Origin of the sequence: Erwinia sp. E_sp_B01_1 (assembly GCF_036865545.1) — a bacterium.
Taxonomy (GTDB): Bacteria; Pseudomonadota; Gammaproteobacteria; order Enterobacterales; family Enterobacteriaceae; genus Erwinia.
Map to the genome: position 1 here is coordinate 4,361,874 of NZ_CP142208.1, position 17,457 is coordinate 4,379,330.

General features: G+C 54.1%; 13 protein-coding genes. 5 read left to right on the forward strand and 8 right to left on the reverse strand.

What is annotated here, in order from left to right; all coding sequences use genetic code 11:
• Positions 1-64: 64 nt before the first annotated feature.
• The gene (sbmA, locus tag VRC33_RS20295; protein WP_338558851.1) at positions 65-1,294 is read left to right on the forward strand and encodes a peptide antibiotic transporter SbmA; all 1,230 of its coding nucleotides are present in this window, start codon (positions 65-67) and stop codon (positions 1,292-1,294) included.
• Positions 1,295-1,397: 103 nt separating this feature from the next.
• Here the strand turns inward: sbmA and VRC33_RS20300 are convergent, their stop codons facing one another.
• The 3 genes from VRC33_RS20300 to gltP form a co-directional block, all read right to left on the reverse strand.
• Positions 1,398-3,041: a dihydroxyacetone kinase subunit DhaK gene (locus VRC33_RS20300; protein ID WP_338558853.1), complete on the reverse strand. Its 1,644-nt coding sequence runs from the start codon at positions 3,039-3,041 to the stop codon at positions 1,398-1,400.
• 651 nt (positions 3,042-3,692) lie between these two features.
• Positions 3,693-5,237: a methyl-accepting chemotaxis protein gene (locus VRC33_RS20305; protein WP_338558854.1), complete on the reverse strand. Its 1,545-nt coding sequence runs from the start codon at positions 5,235-5,237 to the stop codon at positions 3,693-3,695.
• Positions 5,238-5,638: 401 nt separating this feature from the next.
• Positions 5,639-6,940, reverse strand: coding sequence for a glutamate/aspartate:proton symporter GltP (gene gltP / locus VRC33_RS20310; protein ID WP_338558856.1), 1,302 nt, complete (start codon positions 6,938-6,940; stop codon positions 5,639-5,641).
• Between the two features lie 530 nt (positions 6,941-7,470).
• Here gltP and acs point away from each other — a divergent pair.
• From acs to actP, 3 genes are all read left to right on the forward strand, one after another.
• Positions 7,471-9,426 carry an acetate--CoA ligase gene (acs, locus tag VRC33_RS20315; protein ID WP_338558858.1) on the forward strand — a complete coding sequence of 652 codons (1,956 nt, stop codon included), beginning with the start codon at positions 7,471-7,473 and terminating at the stop codon, positions 9,424-9,426.
• 235 nt (positions 9,427-9,661) lie between these two features.
• Complete coding sequence (locus VRC33_RS20320) at positions 9,662-9,967, forward strand: DUF485 domain-containing protein (RefSeq protein WP_338576833.1); 306 nt, start codon at positions 9,662-9,664, stop codon at positions 9,965-9,967.
• Positions 9,964-11,622, forward strand: a complete 1,659-nt coding sequence (gene actP / locus VRC33_RS20325; RefSeq protein WP_338558862.1) for a cation/acetate symporter ActP — start codon at positions 9,964-9,966, stop codon at positions 11,620-11,622. Before VRC33_RS20320 ends, actP begins: the two co-directional genes overlap by 4 nt.
• Before the next feature lie 42 nt (positions 11,623-11,664).
• Here actP and VRC33_RS20330 read toward each other — a convergent pair whose 3' ends face one another.
• From VRC33_RS20330 to VRC33_RS20340, 3 genes are all read right to left on the reverse strand, one after another.
• Positions 11,665-12,210, reverse strand: a complete 546-nt coding sequence (locus tag VRC33_RS20330) for a YfaZ family outer membrane protein (RefSeq protein WP_338558864.1) — start codon at positions 12,208-12,210, stop codon at positions 11,665-11,667.
• Between the two features lie 142 nt (positions 12,211-12,352).
• Positions 12,353-13,051 (reverse strand): LrgB family protein, encoded by a 699-nt coding sequence (locus VRC33_RS20335; RefSeq protein WP_338558866.1) that lies wholly within the window; start codon positions 13,049-13,051, stop codon positions 12,353-12,355.
• The gene (locus tag VRC33_RS20340) at positions 13,044-13,472 is read right to left on the reverse strand and encodes a CidA/LrgA family protein (RefSeq protein WP_338558867.1); all 429 of its coding nucleotides are present in this window, start codon (positions 13,470-13,472) and stop codon (positions 13,044-13,046) included. Before VRC33_RS20340 ends, VRC33_RS20335 begins: the two co-directional genes overlap by 8 nt.
• Before the next feature lie 100 nt (positions 13,473-13,572).
• Between VRC33_RS20340 and VRC33_RS20345 the strand changes: the two genes are divergently transcribed.
• Positions 13,573-14,475, forward strand: a complete 903-nt coding sequence (locus tag VRC33_RS20345; protein WP_338558869.1) for a LysR family transcriptional regulator — start codon at positions 13,573-13,575, stop codon at positions 14,473-14,475.
• A 265-nt stretch (positions 14,476-14,740) separates the two neighbouring features.
• Here VRC33_RS20345 and VRC33_RS20350 read toward each other — a convergent pair whose 3' ends face one another.
• Together VRC33_RS20350 and VRC33_RS20355 are read right to left on the reverse strand one after the other, a co-directional pair.
• Complete coding sequence (locus VRC33_RS20350; RefSeq protein ID WP_338558871.1) at positions 14,741-15,268, reverse strand: DUF2778 domain-containing protein; 528 nt, start codon at positions 15,266-15,268, stop codon at positions 14,741-14,743.
• 461 nt (positions 15,269-15,729) lie between these two features.
• Positions 15,730-17,379, reverse strand: coding sequence for a Na+/H+ antiporter (locus VRC33_RS20355; RefSeq protein ID WP_338558873.1), 1,650 nt, complete (start codon positions 17,377-17,379; stop codon positions 15,730-15,732).
• Between the last annotated feature and the right edge of the window lie 78 nt (positions 17,380-17,457).

The following is a 17,457-nucleotide window of genomic DNA, read 5'->3' on the forward strand; positions in this document are numbered from 1 at the left end:
CAACCAAAAAAAGATTGTTCACAGTAAAAAGCGTTATAAAAAGAGCACAATAACTGGAGTCATTATGTTCAAATCGTTTTTTCCCCGACCGGGGCTATTTTTCACAAGTGTCGTGCTCTGGAGCGCTCTCGCCATTCTGGTCTGGTTTGCCGGGGCCAGTCACTGGTTCACTCATCTGTCCGCTTTTGCTGGCAACCCTGACGAGCCGCTGCCCAACAATGCCTGGCGCTTTGTTGCCCCTTCGGCCCTGGCCTTCTACTTCTATTATCTGGTCGTGGTGGCGATCTTTGCGGCCTTCTGGGCGATTGTCAGCCCGCATCCCTGGCAGCGCTGGTCCGTACTGGGCTCGGCGCTGATCATCTTTGTGACCTGGTTTTCCGTGCAGGTTGGCGTGGCGGTAAATGCCTGGTATGAGCCCTTCTACGATCTGATTCAGCGGGCCATGACGCATCCCAATACTGTTAAGATTGAGACCTTTTATGCTCAGACCCAGGGGTTTTTAAGCATTGCGATGATTGCGGTGGTGATCAATGTGCTGAATATGTTTTTTGTCAGCCATTATGTCTTCCGCTGGCGCACGGCCATGAACAACTATTACATGGAGCACTGGTCAGAACTGCGGGGGATTGAAGGTGCAGCGCAGCGTGTGCAGGAAGACACCATGCGATTTTCCACAACGCTGGAAGATATGGGCACCAGCTTTATCAACGCCATTATGACGCTGATTGCATTTTTACCGGTGCTGGTTGCGCTGTCGGTGCACGTTAAAACCGTGCCAATTCTGGGTAGCATTCCCTATGCGCTGGTGATTGCGGCGGTGCTCTGGTCGCTGTTTGGTACCGGATTGCTGGCGGTGATTGGGATTAAACTACCGGGGCTGGAGTTCCGTAATCAGCGGGTGGAAGCCGCTTACCGTAAAGAGCTGGTTTACGGAGAAGACGATCCTCATCGTGCGCGCCCACCCACGGTTCGCGAGCTGTTTCACAACGTGCGTAAAAACTATTTCCGCCTGTACTTCCACTACCTGTACTTCAATATCGCCCGTATTCTCTACCTGCAACTGGATGCGGTATTCAGCATCTTTGTGCTGTTCCCGTCCATCGTTACCGGCGCCATTACCCTGGGCCTGATGACCCAAATCACTAACGTGTTCGATCAGGTACGCAGCTCCTTCCAGTATCTGATCAATTCCTGGACCACGCTGGTAGAGCTGTTATCGATCTACAAACGTCTCCGCAGCTTTGAAAGAACGCTCGACAACCTGCCCGATCGGGAGGATGTCACCGTCGGATAGGCTACTTCCGGGGAGCAGGGAAGCTCCCTCCGCCATAAAGTTACCGGCAGAGGGAGTGAAAGCTGTCAGCAGAGGAAGGGATTGTTAAAACAAATACTGTCCGTCAGCCCTTAGCCAACCGGGCGAATACCTGTTCTACGGCGTAAGCACCGGGATCTTTGACGCCGTTCAGGCTCTCCTGATTCAGGTATGAGGAACGCCCGGCTTTGGCAGAAGTCATTGTGGCCGTCTCATCCGCCCCCTGTTTAGCCGCAGCAGCGACAGCAGTCAGATCCTTACCTGCCACCAGTGCCGCAAAAGCCGGGTGCAGCGCATCGATCATGGTGCGATCTCCCGGTTGCGCGCCGCCGTAATGCTGCATTCTGTCCAGGCCCCAGCTCAGCGCTTCAGCTAAGGGTTTACCCTCCTCCAGCTTCTGTCCGGCTGCGGTGAACATAATTGACATCAGCACGCCGCTTGAGCCGCCCATGACCACGGCCAGTTGTTCGCCTACCAGCGTTAACAGCGCACTCAGCTCGTTTAAAGGCAGCTTTTTCTCCTGTAACTCTTTAAGCACCTTCCCGGCCCCGGCGGCAAACGTCGAGCCGGTATCGCCGTCGCCTACTTTGGCATCCAGCTGGTTAAGCTCACTCTCCAGTTCCACCAGCGTCTGACAGACCTGCTCCACTACTGCCGCAACGGCGGCATTCTCTGAAGGTCGCACCTGCTGTGCCTGCTGCACCTTTTCCCCTTTCACGCGCTGCAACGCCTGCACAGTCACGGCGGGCTGCCAGCCGCTGGTTTCCACCGGTGCCAGCAGGGCTTCCTCCAGGGCGGGAGTCAGCACCAGCGTGGAAAGTGAAAAGCCTTTCATATCCAGCGCGCTGACCAGCGTCGCCGGGCCGATCAGCAGCCTGACGGTTTTCCCCAGTGAGGTTTTTAACGTTTCTCGCGTCAGCACCGCCATCTCCAGCGCGGAGAATCCGCCCAGGTTATTCACCAGCAGCGCAACCTTTTTCTCGTCCGGATTATGCGCCGCCAGCTTTTCAGTCAGCACCCTGACGATCTCAAGGCTGTTTTGCGTTTTCAGGGTGGAGGCACCCGGCTCGCCGTGGATGCCCATCCCGAGTTCGCTATGACCTTGTTTCACCCGATCGTCCTGCTGCTCGCCGGGGACATGGCAGGAGGAGAAAGCCAGTCCGATACTTGCGGTAGCCTCAATCGCTTCGCTGGCAAGCGCGGCCACCTCTTTCAGGGATTTGCCCTGCCCGGCCGCAAACCCTGCCACTTTGTGTACCAGGGCCGTCCCGGCAATCCCTCGCGGCTGAGGATTATCAGGCAAAGCGATATCATCGGTGACCATCACCAGTTCCACGTCAAAACCGAGCTTTTTAGCTTTCTCTGCAGCCAGACCAAAATTGAGCCGATCGCCGGTATAGTTTTTTACAATCAGCAGGCAACCCTTCTCGCCGGTCACGTTCACAATGGCATTCAGCACCGCTTCCACGCTGGGAGAAGCAAAAATATCGCCGCAAACTGCTGCGGTCAGCATCCCCTTGCCGACAAACCCAACATGGGCAGGCTCATGTCCCGAACCGCCGCCGGAAATCAGGGCAACCTGTGATTTATCCCAGTCATTGCGGACCACCACTCTGATGTCAGGCCCGACATCCAGCTGGCTCAGGTTGTGAAAACGGCTGCTGACCAGGGCGCCTTCTATTGCCTCATTAACCAGGTCGCTCTTCTGATTCATAAAAAACTGACTCATGACGCATCTCTCTCTGATGATGAAGGGTGAAAAGGAAGCTAAGCCCCTAACTGTAGCTGAAGTAAACAGGCTCAACCGGCAAATTGAGGGGAGAATGAATCGGGGAATAAAAGATAATTCAGGCGGGTACTGAAGTTTTTCTGAAATAAGCATTAGTGAAACAGCTAACTAATCAGCGTTCATATTCCGGGCCGAACAGAATAATCTACTGCTTTATTTATAACTGGCCTTAAATTCCTTAAATAACAGCGCCAGGGAATTTTAGATAAATTTATCTGACTGATTTATAAGTTATTTATTTTACAACACTTTGTTAGCATTAGTGCTCTTAATCGGGAGCAATGGCGCTAAATTGCTGTTTAAGTCACAATTTATCCCGATTATTGATGCATTATTCTACGAAATAGCTTAAAAAGATGTCGGTCTCAGAGAAAGGCTTGAAGCAAACATTTTTTTCGTTTAAAAAGAACTACGCGGAAAGGGACTCAAAACCATTAAAATACCGCCTACAGCAAAACATCAGAACCACCACGCCAACACCAGGGCGTTACAGAGAGCAGGCTGAAAAGCCTGCTTTTTTTTCGTTTGTTGCTTATAAGCCCAGCGCTTCGCGGGCTGAGTCCGGATGCGCTGGCACAGGGCGAACAGCTTTTAGCGGAAAACGCTGATGGCTTCAACCAGGCGTGTGGCCTGATGGGTCATGCGGCCGGAAGCCTGAGCACCCTCTTCCACACGAGCGGCATTCTGATGGGTGATGTTATCCAGATCTTCCACCGCCAGACTGACCTCACGCAACGCCGTAGCCTGTTCCGAGGTGGCCGCACTGATTTGTGCAACCAGCGAAGTGACGTTCTGCACCTGCAACACGATGTTCTCCATAGTTTTACCGGCGTCGTTAACATGATCGCTGCCCAGCTTCACTTTTGTCGCGCTGTTCTCCACCAGGTTTTTGATCTCGCTGGCTGCTTTGGCACTTCGCTGGGCCAGGCTACGAACTTCCCCTGCTACCACCGCAAACCCCTTGCCCTGTTCACCTGCACGGGCCGCTTCCACTGCGGCATTCAGCGCCAGGATATTAGTCTGGAAGGCAATGCCGTCAATCACGCTGGTAATGCTGGCAATTTTCTTCGAACTGTCGGCAATTTCGCCCATCATGGTGACCATTTCATTCATTGCCTTGCCGCCTTTGGTCGCCACGTCGCTGGTGCTTCTGGACAGCGTGTTCACCTGCTGAGCCGTCTCGGTGTTGCTCTGCACCGTGGCGGTCATCTCATTCATAGTCGCGGCTGTCTGCTGCACGTTGGCGGCGGCCTGTTCTGTCCGGCGGCTCAGCTCGTTGTTGCCGTGAGCGATGGCATCACTGGCACCCAGCACGGTAATCGCCTGGCCGCTGACATCATCCACCAGCCAGCGGAACATCAGCCCCAGCTGACCAATTGCCCGCAGGGTTGTTCCCACTTCATCAACGCGATCTATTTGCTCAACTTTATGACTGGCCCCTGTGGCTATGCGCAGTGCCTGCTGGCACATCCGTTCAATCGGGCGGGAAATTTGCTGCTCAAGCCAGGCAGAAGCCAGCATCAGCAACAGGGCCATGATGCCGGCAAATAGAGCCAGCGACTGAGCCGGTAAACCCACGGCCCAGACGCCCACAACCGAGAGCGGCAGCACAGCGATCAGCGCACTGCGGATCCGCCAGCGCAGTGGCAAGGTTTTAAACAGGGAAGCCCAGCGCATCATGCCGGTTCTTACCAGCAGTCCTTTATGAAAGCGCCAGCCTTTGCGTTTACCTTCACGGAATTCACGGTACAGCCGCTCGGTTTCCTGCACTTCCTGCGCGCCGGGTTTCGTCCGCACGGACATATAGCCCTGCACCTGCCCTTCCCGCACCACGGGAATGGCATTGGTCCGCACCCAATAATGGTCGCCATTTTTACGGCGGTTTTTTACCAGCGCTGTCCAGGGTTCTCCCTTTTTCAGGGTGGCCCACATATCGGCAAACGCTTCCGGCGGCATATCCGGATGGCGCACGATGTTGTGCGGTTGCCCGTTGATCTCATCCTGGGTAAATCCACTGACGTCGATAAAGGCATCGTTGGCATAGGTGATATGGCTGTTGGTATCGGTGGTTGACATCAGGGTAGCCCGATCGTCAAACACGTACTCTTGCTGGGTAATGGGGGAGTTAATGCGCATGGGTGAATATCCTTGAAGACGCCGCCAGGATTGGGTTTAGGAGAATGTGTTATGTTTTTTTATATTTTCGGCGCCAGCACCGGTAACTTTAGTGTCATAAGGGATATTTCGTGATCCTGAACACAATGCTGCCAAAGCCCACCGGTTGCGGATTGTTCACAAAATAAGCCAATTACCGCAGGATTTGCACATCGGTAATCCAGGCAATAATTATCAAGGGAAATTTCAGTGTATTACGGAGATGTCTTAAGTAGAGGCGGGATATAAAGATGAGGGTATTTCACACTGGCGGGTAAGTCATTTATTGCTGTCAGTTCGGGAAGAGCCAGGAAGAGGTGCGAAAGGAAATGTCCGTAGAGAGAGCTGGTGACAGGGAGCCCGCCACCAGCATCAGGCTAAAATCAGGAAGCTGAAGCTAATTTCTTCATTTCTGATTCATATGCCACAGCCTGCTTAGCATCAAACTGGTTCTCCCATTTGGCGATAACCAGCACCGCCAGCGCATTTCCCACCACGTTCAGCGCCGTACGGGCCATGTCCATGATGCGGTCAACGCCGGCAATAAACGCCAGGCCTTCAAGTGGAATACCCACGCTGCCCAGGGTTGCCAGCAGCACCACAAAGGAGACGCCAGGAACGCCTGCAATACCTTTTGAGGTCACCATCAGGGTCAACACCAGCACGATTTCCTGACCAATCGACAGGTCAATCCCGTAAAGCTGAGCGATAAAGATCGCCGCGATGCTCTGATACAGGGTTGATCCATCCAGGTTAAAGGAATAGCCCGTTGGCACCACGAAGCTGGTGATCGATTTCGGTGCCCCGTAGGCTTCCATCTTCTCCATAATACGCGGCAGCACCGTTTCGGAGCTGGAGGTGGAGTAAGAGAGGATCAGTTCGTCCTTCAGGATACGCATCAACGTAGTGATACGCAGATTGCAGATGCGGGCCACGGCACCCAGCACCACGAAAGCAAAGAACAGGATCGCGGCGTAAACCAGGATAACCAGCTTAGCCAGCGGCCAGAGCGAGGCAAAACCGAAGTTGGCAATGGTGACGGAGATCAGGGCAAATACGCCGATCGGCGCATAACGCATGATCATGTGCGTAACTTTGAACATCGCCTCTGACGTGGAGCGGAACACCTTCAGCAAAGGTTCACGGTGTTCGGCAGGCAGCGAGGAAAGCCCCAGTCCAAACAGCACCGAGAAGAAGATGATCGGCAGCATGTCGCCTTTGGCGATAGCAGCGAAGATATTCTGCGGGATCAACGACAGAATGGTGGTGACAAGGCTGTGCGCCCCACCCTGCACCTGTGCTGTGGTTGCTTCATATTTAGAGATGTCCACCGTTGCCAGCGTCGACATATCAATGCCGTAGCCGGGTTGAAACACGTTCGCCAGGGTAATACCTACCACAATGGCAATGGTGGTTATCACTTCAAAGTAGACGATGGTTTTAACGCCAATCCGTCCCAGTTTTTTTGCATCACCGACACCGGCAATGCCCACGATCAGCGTTGAGATAACAATAGGCACCACGATCATTTTGATCAGATGAATAAAGATATCTCCGGCCGGGCTGAGAATATTGGTGATTAACCATTCACGCTCTCCCGGTTGATTATGCAAGATAGCGCCGACGATGATCCCCAGTACTAACGCCGTCAGAATTTGCCAGGCAAGGCTGAATTTTACTTTCATAACTTGTCTTTTTCCTTAACAAAACCCGGTCTCCGCGCAGGATAAGCGGAATGAATCACTCTCAAGGGGAGTAGGCCGATGTCGGCTAATTCGCGGATAATGGATGGTTGAAACCTGAATTTCAGGCGCGTAATCAGTACCATTTTCACTGGTATAAATGCAACCCTAAGCGACATGTGGCTACTTTATACACGGACAGCAGGATAAAGCTCTGAAACACCCCCACATAAACTAAGCCATTGTTATAAATGGCAATAATGATTTAACTTAACGCATAGCTATTCATATCCCTTCATTGATCCAGGATAAAGCCGGGTATCGATTGTCTTTTTTGTACAGTAAAATCTCTCTCTGTGCCGGTTTTGTGAGTAATCTCAGAGAAAGGTTCCCTCCGTCAGAGGCCTGTTTTTCATCTTTTCATTACCTGTCGTTATGACGTGATCTGTGGCGCAAAAAGCAAACAAATCTTCCCGCCTCGCTTCATTTAACCTTTGATTGACATATGATTAACATCTTCAAGGAGATTCGCCATGAGCCAACTACACCGTCATCCCATTCCCGCCAACATTGCGGAAAGTACCCTGATTAACGCACAGCAGTACCAGGCTATGTATCAGCAGTCTGTGCAGGACCCCGATGCTTTTTGGGGTGAACAAGGCAAAATACTGGACTGGATCAAACCCTATACCTCGGTGAAGAACACTTCGTTCGCGCCGGGCAATATCACTATTCGCTGGTACGAAGACGGCACGCTGAATCTCGCCGCCAACTGCCTCGATCGCCATCTTCACAGCCGTGGCGATCATCCCGCCATTATCTGGGAAGGCGATAACGCAAACGAAAGTAAAACCCTGACCTTCCGTGAACTGCACCGTGAGGTCTGCCGCTTTGCCAACTCCCTGACCGAACTGGGGGTAAACAAAGGGGATGTGGTGGCAATTTATATGCCTATGGTGCCGGAAGCCGCCGTAGCGATGCTGGCCTGTGCCCGCATTGGTGCCGTGCATTCGGTGATCTTCGGCGGCTTCTCCCCTGAGGCCGTAGCCGGGCGCATCATTGACTGTAACGCTAAGCTGGTGGTGACGGCCGATGAAGGCGTACGTGCCGGCCGCACCATTCCGCTGAAGAAAAATGTGGACGATGCCCTGGCCAATCCGGGGGTGAAAACCGTCACCAACGTGGTGGTATTCCGCCGCACCGGCAAAGAGATCGGCTGGCAAAATGGCCGCGATCTCTGGTGGCACGAGCTGGTCAATAAAGCCTGTGCGCACCATCAGCCTGAAGAGATGAATGCTGAAGATCCGCTGTTTATCCTTTATACCTCCGGCTCCACTGGTAAGCCTAAAGGCGTGCTGCACACCACCGGCGGCTATCTGGTCTATGCCGCCTCCACTTTTAAATACGTTTTTGATCATAAGCCGGACGACATTTACTGGTGCACCGCCGATGTGGGCTGGATCACCGGGCACAGCTACCTGTTATACGGGCCGCTGGCCTGCGGGGCCACCACGCTGATGTTCGAAGGGGTGCCTAACTGGCCGCAACCGAGCCGCATGGCTGAAGTGGTGGACAAACATAAAGTCACCCTGCTCTATACCGCGCCAACCGCTATCCGGGCGTTGATGGCTGAGGGCGACAAAGCCATCGCCGGTACCCATCGTTCCAGCCTGCGTATCATGGGATCGGTAGGTGAACCTATCAATCCGGAAGCCTGGGAGTGGTATTACAACAAGATTGGCGACGGACGCTGCCCGATAGTTGATACCTGGTGGCAGACCGAGACCGGCGGATTTATGATCACCCCGCTTCCGGGCGCTACCGAGTTAAAAGCGGGATCGGCGACTAAACCTTTCTTTGGCGTGCAGCCTGCGCTGGTGGATAACGAGGGCAATGCCCAGGACGGTGCCTGCGAAGGCAATCTGGTGATTGTGGATTCCTGGCCGGGTCAGGCACGTACCCTGTTCGGCGATCATGACCGCTTTGAGCAGACCTATTTCTCCACCTTCAAAAACATGTATTTCAGCGGGGATGGTGCCCGTCGTGATGAAGATGGCTATTACTGGATCACCGGTCGCGTGGACGACGTGCTGAACGTTTCTGGCCACCGTCTTGGAACGGCTGAGATTGAATCGGCGCTGGTCTCCCATCCTAAAATTGCCGAAGCCGCCGTCGTGGGCGTCCAGCACAATATCAAAGGTCAGGCGATTTATGCTTATATCACCCTGAACAGCGGTGAAGAGCCTACGCCTGAGCTTTATACCGAAGTCCGCAATTGGGTCCGTAAAGAGATCGGCCCGATTGCGACGCCGGATGTACTGCACTGGACTGATTCGTTGCCTAAAACCCGCTCCGGCAAAATCATGCGTCGTATCCTGCGTAAGATTGCCTCCGGCGATACCAGCAATCTGGGCGATACCTCCACCCTGGCCGACCCTGGCGTGGTGGAGAAATTACTGGAAGAAAAACAGTCGATCAAAATGCCCTGATTGCGGGCAGCATTACCTTACCGGGACGGCACAGGATCCTCCTGCGCCGTCCCGGTTTGTTTCAGTAACCGTCACATCATTATTTTAATAACAAGATCCTTTAACTGAGGCGTATCGGTGCAGTCAGTCTGACACCGGCCCGCACGCTGTTAACCTCGCCAGGCGAGGATTATGTGTCTGCCGTCACCTTGATCCGCAAGATCGCCTCCCGATGAAGACTTCTGGAGACGCTGTGATGAATGATGTTATTTATCAACGGATAGAGAAAAGTGCGAAGTTTAAGGAACTGGTCAGGAAGCGACAGGCCTTTGCCACTCTGCTCTCCGTTATCATGCTCGTTCTGTACGTGGCTTTGTTGATTGCCTTTGCCCCTGGCTGGCTGGGCACGCCTCTGCATGAGGGGACCAATGTCACAAGGGGCATCCCGATTGGCATGGGCCTGATTGTGATCTCTTTTGTGCTGACCGGGATTTATGTCTGGCGCGCGAATGGCGAATTTGATCGGCTAACCCGCGAACTGCTGAAAGAGGTGAAAGGATGAGACATCGCCGACTGTTACTCTGCCTGGCGGCATTGCTGCCTGTTTCCGCCCTGGCTGCGGATGCTATCACCGGTGCTGTGCAAAAGCAGCCGACCAACTACGAAGCAATAATCATGTTTATCGTCTTCGTGGCGGCGACGCTGGGCATCACCTGGTGGGCCTCCAAACGTACCCGTTCGCGTAGCGATTACTATACTGCCGGAGGCAACATTACCGGCTTACAGAACGGGCTGGCCATAGCGGGAGACTATATGTCTGCCGCCTCTTTTTTGGGTATTTCCGCGCTGGTTTACACTTCAGGCTACGATGGCCTGATCTATTCGCTGGGCTTCCTGGTGGGCTGGCCGATCATCCTGTTCCTGATTGCCGAACGTCTGCGTAATCTTGGCCGTTATACCTTTGCCGACGTGGCCTCTTATCGCCTGAAGCAGCTCCCCATCCGCACCCTTTCCGCCTGCGGCTCGCTGGTTGTGGTAGCGCTCTATCTGATCGCTCAGATGGTGGGTGCGGGCAAGCTTATCCAGCTACTTTTCGGCCTGGACTATCACGTTGCTGTGGTGCTGGTTGGGATCCTGATGGTGCTCTATGTGCTGTTCGGCGGCATGCTGGCCACTACCTGGGTGCAGATCATCAAGGCGGTGCTGTTGCTGTTCGGCGCCAGCTTTATGGCGATCATGGTGATGAAAACCGTGGGCTTCAGCTTCAATAACCTGTTTACTCAGGCGATGGCTGTGCACCCTAAAGGCATTGAAATTATGCGACCGGGCGGGCTGGTTCACGACCCGATATCGGCGCTTTCTCTGGGGCTGGGGCTGATGTTTGGTACCGCTGGCCTGCCGCATATTCTGATGCGCTTCTTCACCGTAAGTGACGCCCGCGAAGCCCGTAAAAGCGTGTTCTACGCCACCGGATTTATGGGCTATTTCTACTTCCTGACCTTTATTATCGGCTTTGGGGCAATCCTGCTGGTGGGGGCTAACCCAGCCTTTAAAGATGCCAGCGGCTTGCTGATTGGCGGCAATAATATGGCGGCGGTGCATCTGGCTGATGCCGTGGGGGGCAATCTGTTCCTCGGCTTTATCTCTGCTGTCGCCTTCGCCACTATTCTGGCCGTGGTGGCAGGTCTGACGCTGGCGGGTGCTTCAGCGGTTTCGCATGACCTCTACGCCAGCGTCTTCCGCAAAGGACAGGCTACAGAGCGTCAGGAGCTGCGGGTCTCTAAAATCACCGTGGTGATTTTGGGTATAGTGGCAATTGCACTGGGGATCCTCTTTGAGAAGCAGAACATCGCCTTTATGGTCGGGCTGGCGTTCTCTATCGCGGCAAGCTGTAATTTCCCGATCATTCTGCTGTCGATGTACTGGTCAAAACTCACCACGCGTGGCGCAATGATTGGCGGCTGGCTGGGGTTGTTAACGGCGGTATTGCTTATGGTGCTTGGGCCGACAGTCTGGGTGCAGGTGCTGGGCAACGCTAAGGCAATCTTCCCTTATGAGTATCCGGCGCTGTTCTCAATGCTGGTAGCCTTTATCGGCACCTGGCTGTTCTCAGTGACCGATCACTCCGCATCAGGCGCACAGGAACGCCTGCGCTTCCAGGCACAGTTTGTTCGTTCACAGACGGGTGTAGGGATTGAAGGCGGTAAAGCCCACTGACGTGGGGTAAAGAGGGGCGGATCTGAGGATCCGCCCTGCGCATCAGAAGTGAACTGCTGCACCTACATAAGGACCGTCGGCAACCACGTTGTCTTTACGACCGTCTTTGCCGTTCAGGGTCATGTACTTATAGCCTACACGCACATCAACCAAAGAAATTGGCTGGAAGCTCACGCCTGCAGACGCTTCCTGATAGTTGTCGATATGGCTGGAGAACGAGTCCGGAGACCAGTAATACTCGCCGAACACGTTGAACATTTTGGTCACAGGCACTTTCACGCCGCCACCAATTGCAACGGCATAGCCGTCTTTGGTGTCAGTAGGATTGGTGGACATGACTTTCGCGCCAGGCGTCAGGAAGATGTCGCCAACTGCCACGTTGTAGCCGAGACCCAGGCTCTCTACATTGCCATCATGATCGCTGCGCAGCCAGTCGCCCGAAAGCGCAAAACCTGGGGAGTCGGTACCCAGTCCAACACGCACATGGGTGTAATCCTCACCGACGTCAACGCCGCCTTCGATTGCCTGCGCCTGTCCTGCCAGCGCCAGAAGCGCCAGTGCGCCTGCGGTAGTTGCCACTGCTTTCATTTTATTCTCCTGATGAATTTACTCACGCCCTGTACGGGCGGCTCCGCAGAGTAAACCAACTGCCGGCTGAATAATATGGGACATCGCCCTGTCACGTCAGAATTTAGTTAACATTACAAACCCTGGGTAACAGAATGTTTCACTACAGGGTCGCCCACAGCAGATGACCAATGGCAGGGGCAATGACCACGGTAACCACGCCAGAGAGCATCATGACCAGGCTGGAAACCACACCCTCCTCCTGGCCGAGCTCGTAGGCTCGGGCGGTTCCTGCCCCGTGTGAAGCGGCGCCAAACCCCGCCCCTTTAGCCATTCCCTGCTTCACCGCCAGGCGTAAAAAGAGCACATCCCCCACCGCCATGCCAAATACGCCGGTGATCACCACAAACAGCGCGACCAGATCCGGCTGTCCGCCAAGTTGTTTCGCAGCGGCCAGCGCGAAAGGCGTGGTGATGGAGCGCACGGCAAGGCTGCGCTGGATCTCTTCCGGCAGCGTCATCAGCCGCGCCAGCCAGACGGAGCTGAACACGGCCACGGTGGTGGCGGTAATAACGCCCGCAGTCAAAGACATCCAGTGTCGCCGGATAATGGCCAGGTTCTCATACACCGGCACAGCAAAAGCCAGCGTGGCCGGGCCGAGCAGCCATAATAGCCAGTGGCTTTCACCGATGTAGTTCTGCCAGGAGATATGGGTGACGACCAGCAGCGCCACCAGCACCATCGGCGTCATCACCAGCGGCATCATCAGCAGTTTGTGCCAGCGGCGATAGAGCCGTTTGTTAAGAAAGTAGATGCCAAGCGTGGCAATCAGGCAGATCACGCTGAGGAGAAAATCATTCATGGCGACGGCCTTCTTTACGCTCTGCCAGCCAGATTTCCAGCCGATAGACCCGATCTACCACCAGTGCCGTGGTTGCCAGCACCAACAGCGTGCTGATGCCGATCACCAGCATGATGCGCCAGCCTTCCACCCGCAACAGCTGGGAGTAGTTGACCACGGCCACCACGGCCGGCACGAAGAACAGCAGCATTTCGGCCAGCAGCCAGCGTGAACCGGCTTTAACCCAGTTCAGCGGCAGGACACGAAGCAGGATTAACGCCAGCAGCAATAACATGCCGACGATATTGGCAGGCAGCGGCAGGTGAAGCCACTCCACGAGCTGTTGGGCGATCAAAAAGAAGACGATATACAGTACAACCTGAACCGGAACCTGAATCCGCTGCAGCCAGCCCGTGCTGAGCGGACGTAATGCTGACGCCATGATGCTTCTCCACGAATGTTTAGGCAGCCAGTATAAATCGGTAACAAAGAGTGAAAAAAATGACTTAATATTATTCAAACTATGCCTTACAGGAATGTTTATGGACGTCCGGGCCTTACGCTATTTTGTCGAAGTGGTGCGCCAGCAAAGCTTTACCCGTGCTGCGGAGCAGCTTTTTGTCACCCAGCCCACCATCAGTAAGATGCTTCGCCAGCTGGAAGATGAGTTGGGCTGCACGCTGCTGATCCGCGAGGGACGGAAGCTGCATCTGACGGACACAGGTCAGGCAGTGTTTCAGCGTGGGATGACGATCCTGCAGGAGTTTAAGCAGCTTGAAGCAGAAATCAGCGATATCAATGATTTAAAAACCGGTGAGCTGCGGCTGGGCATTCCACCTATGGTGGGGATGCAGATAGCGGGGTCTATTTCTGCTTTCCGCCAGCGCTATCCGGGCGTGGAGCTGAAAATTTCCGAGTTTGGCGGCCTGACAGTGCAGCAGGCGGTGCTCTCCGGCAGTCTGGATATTGCGCTGACGGCTCTGCCGGTAGCCGATGATTTGCCGTTGAATGCGCTGCCGTTAATGAGCCATCCACTGTGCGTGCTGGTGCCGCGCACTCAGGAGTGGCTGAGGCGCACGCATATTCCTATCTCAGAGTTAGCAGGCCAGCCGATCCTGATATACAACGAGGAGTTTTCGCTGAACCGCCAGCTGATGCGGGCTTTTCAGGCCAGCGGTTTTGCGCCACAGATTGCGGTACGCAGTGGCCAGTGGGATTTTCTCGCCGCAATGGTGCAGGCCGGAATGGGCGTGGCGATCCTGCCGGAGCCCATATGTCAGCGGCTGGATAAGAGCCAGCTGTTGTGGCTGCCGCTGGAGTCAGATTTGGTGTGGAAGCTGGGCCTGATCTGGCGCGAAGGCAGTTATCTGTCGAAAAGTGCCCAGGCATGGATAGCCTGCTGCCGGGAGTTCTGGCCCGGTGAGGCCCCTACTTTATCGGTGTGAAGCCTGACAGGGCCGGGCACAGCCCAGCCCATTTCACTGCAGTTTAGTCAATTGACGTTCTATCAGACGAATTGCAATTTTATAACAGACCATAGTCACTGCAGCGCTGATAACAAGCAATGCAATACCAACGAAACCCTCTACGTCGTTCTCACCAAACAGACCTGAAAACTTGTTCCAAAAAGCGTATTCACCCTTTGTTACCGGATCTGAGGGCCGGACAAGCAGGAAAGTGAGAATAAAAAACCCTGACCCAAGTAGAATTTTAAGACCCGCTGGGACATGTCGGACTGCCATTCAAAATCACCTCAATTGTTCCATAAGACATTAAGCCATTCGGCAACTTCACCTGTTGGGTGGACAGCAGATATTGCCTGATTGCTAAGAAGTCGGTGCGGTGCTGAAGTGTGATGCAGCCAAGCGATACCCCCATTGGCCCAGGAGGGTGAAGACGGAAGTTCCCTCTCTCAACACCGTTAATCCACGTATGATCGTCGATTTTACCGTCATCTCTGTAGAGAGCAAACCACTCGTGTTTGATTACCGGCGTAGATGTTGGCCATGAATACATATCGTGGAGGTCAGTGCGAATCACACCTTTCCATCCCCCGCCAGGTCTTTTAACTATATGATAGCGGCCGTCTGGTATTGGCCCTAAGTCCGGTACACCAATACAGCCAGCACGATTTCGGTACTGGTCTTTACCAGAATAAGCCATAAATGTGCCTACGCCATACATCAGCAGCGGGCTGAAATTTGCTTCATTCACGACGAATTTTCCTTGAAGCGTCACAGGTAAAACTCCTTTATTCGTTAATCCATAAACGATAAAAGGATTCTATCAACTCATTTCATTAATTTTTGTGTGGGATAACCCTTTTCCTGAACTTTTATTACCTGCACGATTTTTTCCAACCGATCCTTTGAAATAATCCCAAATACCTGAAGACAACATGCCTTTCCCACAGACAACACAAAAACCGATGGGAAGGAAGAGTGGGTTGATAAGCAAAGCGTCCCGGCACATGGACGTGCCGGGCCGAGCTGTCAGGACGACGCTGTTTGCGTCTTTGTGTTCAACCCACTCTCCCTGACCGTACCGCCCAATCTGAAGACAACATGCCCTTCCCACAGACAACACAGAAGCCCGAAGAAATCACGCCCTTCCCACAGACAACACAAAAGCCTGAAGAAATCACCCCCTTCCCACAGGCCCAACTTGAGCCCGCGGGAAGAAAGAATGTCGCCAGGAAGTTACTCTTCTTTCTCGATTAGCAGCGTCTCCAGCAGATCCAAATCGTGCAGTAACTTCTGCATTGTTTCGTTGCTGATTTTCTGGGTAGCGCGCAGGTGATACAGCTCGCCGCGTTCGGCGCGCAAAGCCGTCAGGCGGAAGCGGCGCTCAAGATTCTCAGCGAACAATGAACGGTCGAGATCTTCTTTGCCCACCACCCTGCGGCGCAGATTACCTGTCACCCTTGAACTCACCTCTTTAATCAGCTCAGGATCGATATTCTCTTCTGTATCCGCTACCAGACGCTCTTCCATCTTATGCAGACTCTCGATGGCGGTACCTGCCATCACGGCACGGGCCATCTGCACTTCATGGCGGTGAGCGGTTTTGTCATGCCCGTCGATGCCACGCAACAGCAGCGGCAACAGGATCACGCCCACCAGCAGCGAGAACAGGATCACGCCGGTGGCAAGGAACACCAGCTCGTAACGCGCCGGGAAAGCATCGCCATTGCTCAGGAACAAGGGGATCGACAGCACACCGGCCAGCGTAATTGCCCCACGAACACCAGCAAAAGAGGCAATCAGCAGCTCACGCATCGAATAACTGGTGAACTCCATCGGCTTCTTCTTCAGCAGACGTTTACTGATCAACTGCATCATATACAACCAGCTGAAACGCACTATCATCAGCGCGGCATAAATCAGCGCTACAGACAGCACCAGCATCCAGAAATCCACATTGGGGTCGACTTCTGCCTGGGTCACGGAGTTATGCAGAATGTCCGGCAACTGCAGACCCAGCATCAGGAACACCATGCCGTTGAACACAAACTCCAGCATCTGCCAGACGCTGTTAGCACGCAGACGCATCGCCAGCGGAGCCTGACGGATTATCCCGGAACGGGTAATAGTCATCCCTGCGGCCACAGCGGCCAGAATGCCCGACACGCCAATGTGTTCCGCAATCAGATAGGAAGCGAACGGCAACAGCAGCAACAACACGGTCTGCGTTGCCGGGTCATCTCCGCTCCAGCGGCTGAACAGACGCAGTGACTTACCGTACAGCCAGCAAATAGCAATCCCGGCCAGCAGGCCGCCAATCGCCACTTTCAGAAACTCAATCGTGGCACCTGAAACGGTGAACACCATAGTGCCCATCGCTACGGCAACGGCAAACTTCAGGGAAACCAGGCCTGATGCATCGTTCATCAGCGCTTCGCCCTGCAGTATTGACATGATTTTCTTGGGTATCCGCCCTTCTCCCACAATACCGGACAGCGCCACGGCATCGGTAGGTGAAAGCACTGCCGCCAGCGCAAACGCAGGTAGCAACGGAATGCCTGGCACCAGCCAGTAAATCAGGTAGCCAATCCCCACCACGGTAATAAGCACCAGCACCAGCGCAAGGCCGATGATCTCTCGTCCGTGGTTAAGAAATTCACTGGTGGGGGTTTTCCAGCCATCGGCAAACAGCAGCGGCGGGATAAACAGCACCAGAAACAGCTCCGGATCGAAGTCAACGTGCAGGCCAAACGTCGGCCAGGCAAGCAGCGCCCCCAGCGCGATTTGCACCAGCGGCAACGGGATTTGAAAAGGTATTATGCGTGCAGCAACGCCGGAGAGCGAAACCATCAGCGTTAAAATGAGAATGGTAAAGAAAATTTCCATGCGATTTTTTTACGTCTCCCTGTGGAGGACCTGTGTCCGGGTGAAAAAGCGAACTGACTGACCAATAGTAAAACAAAA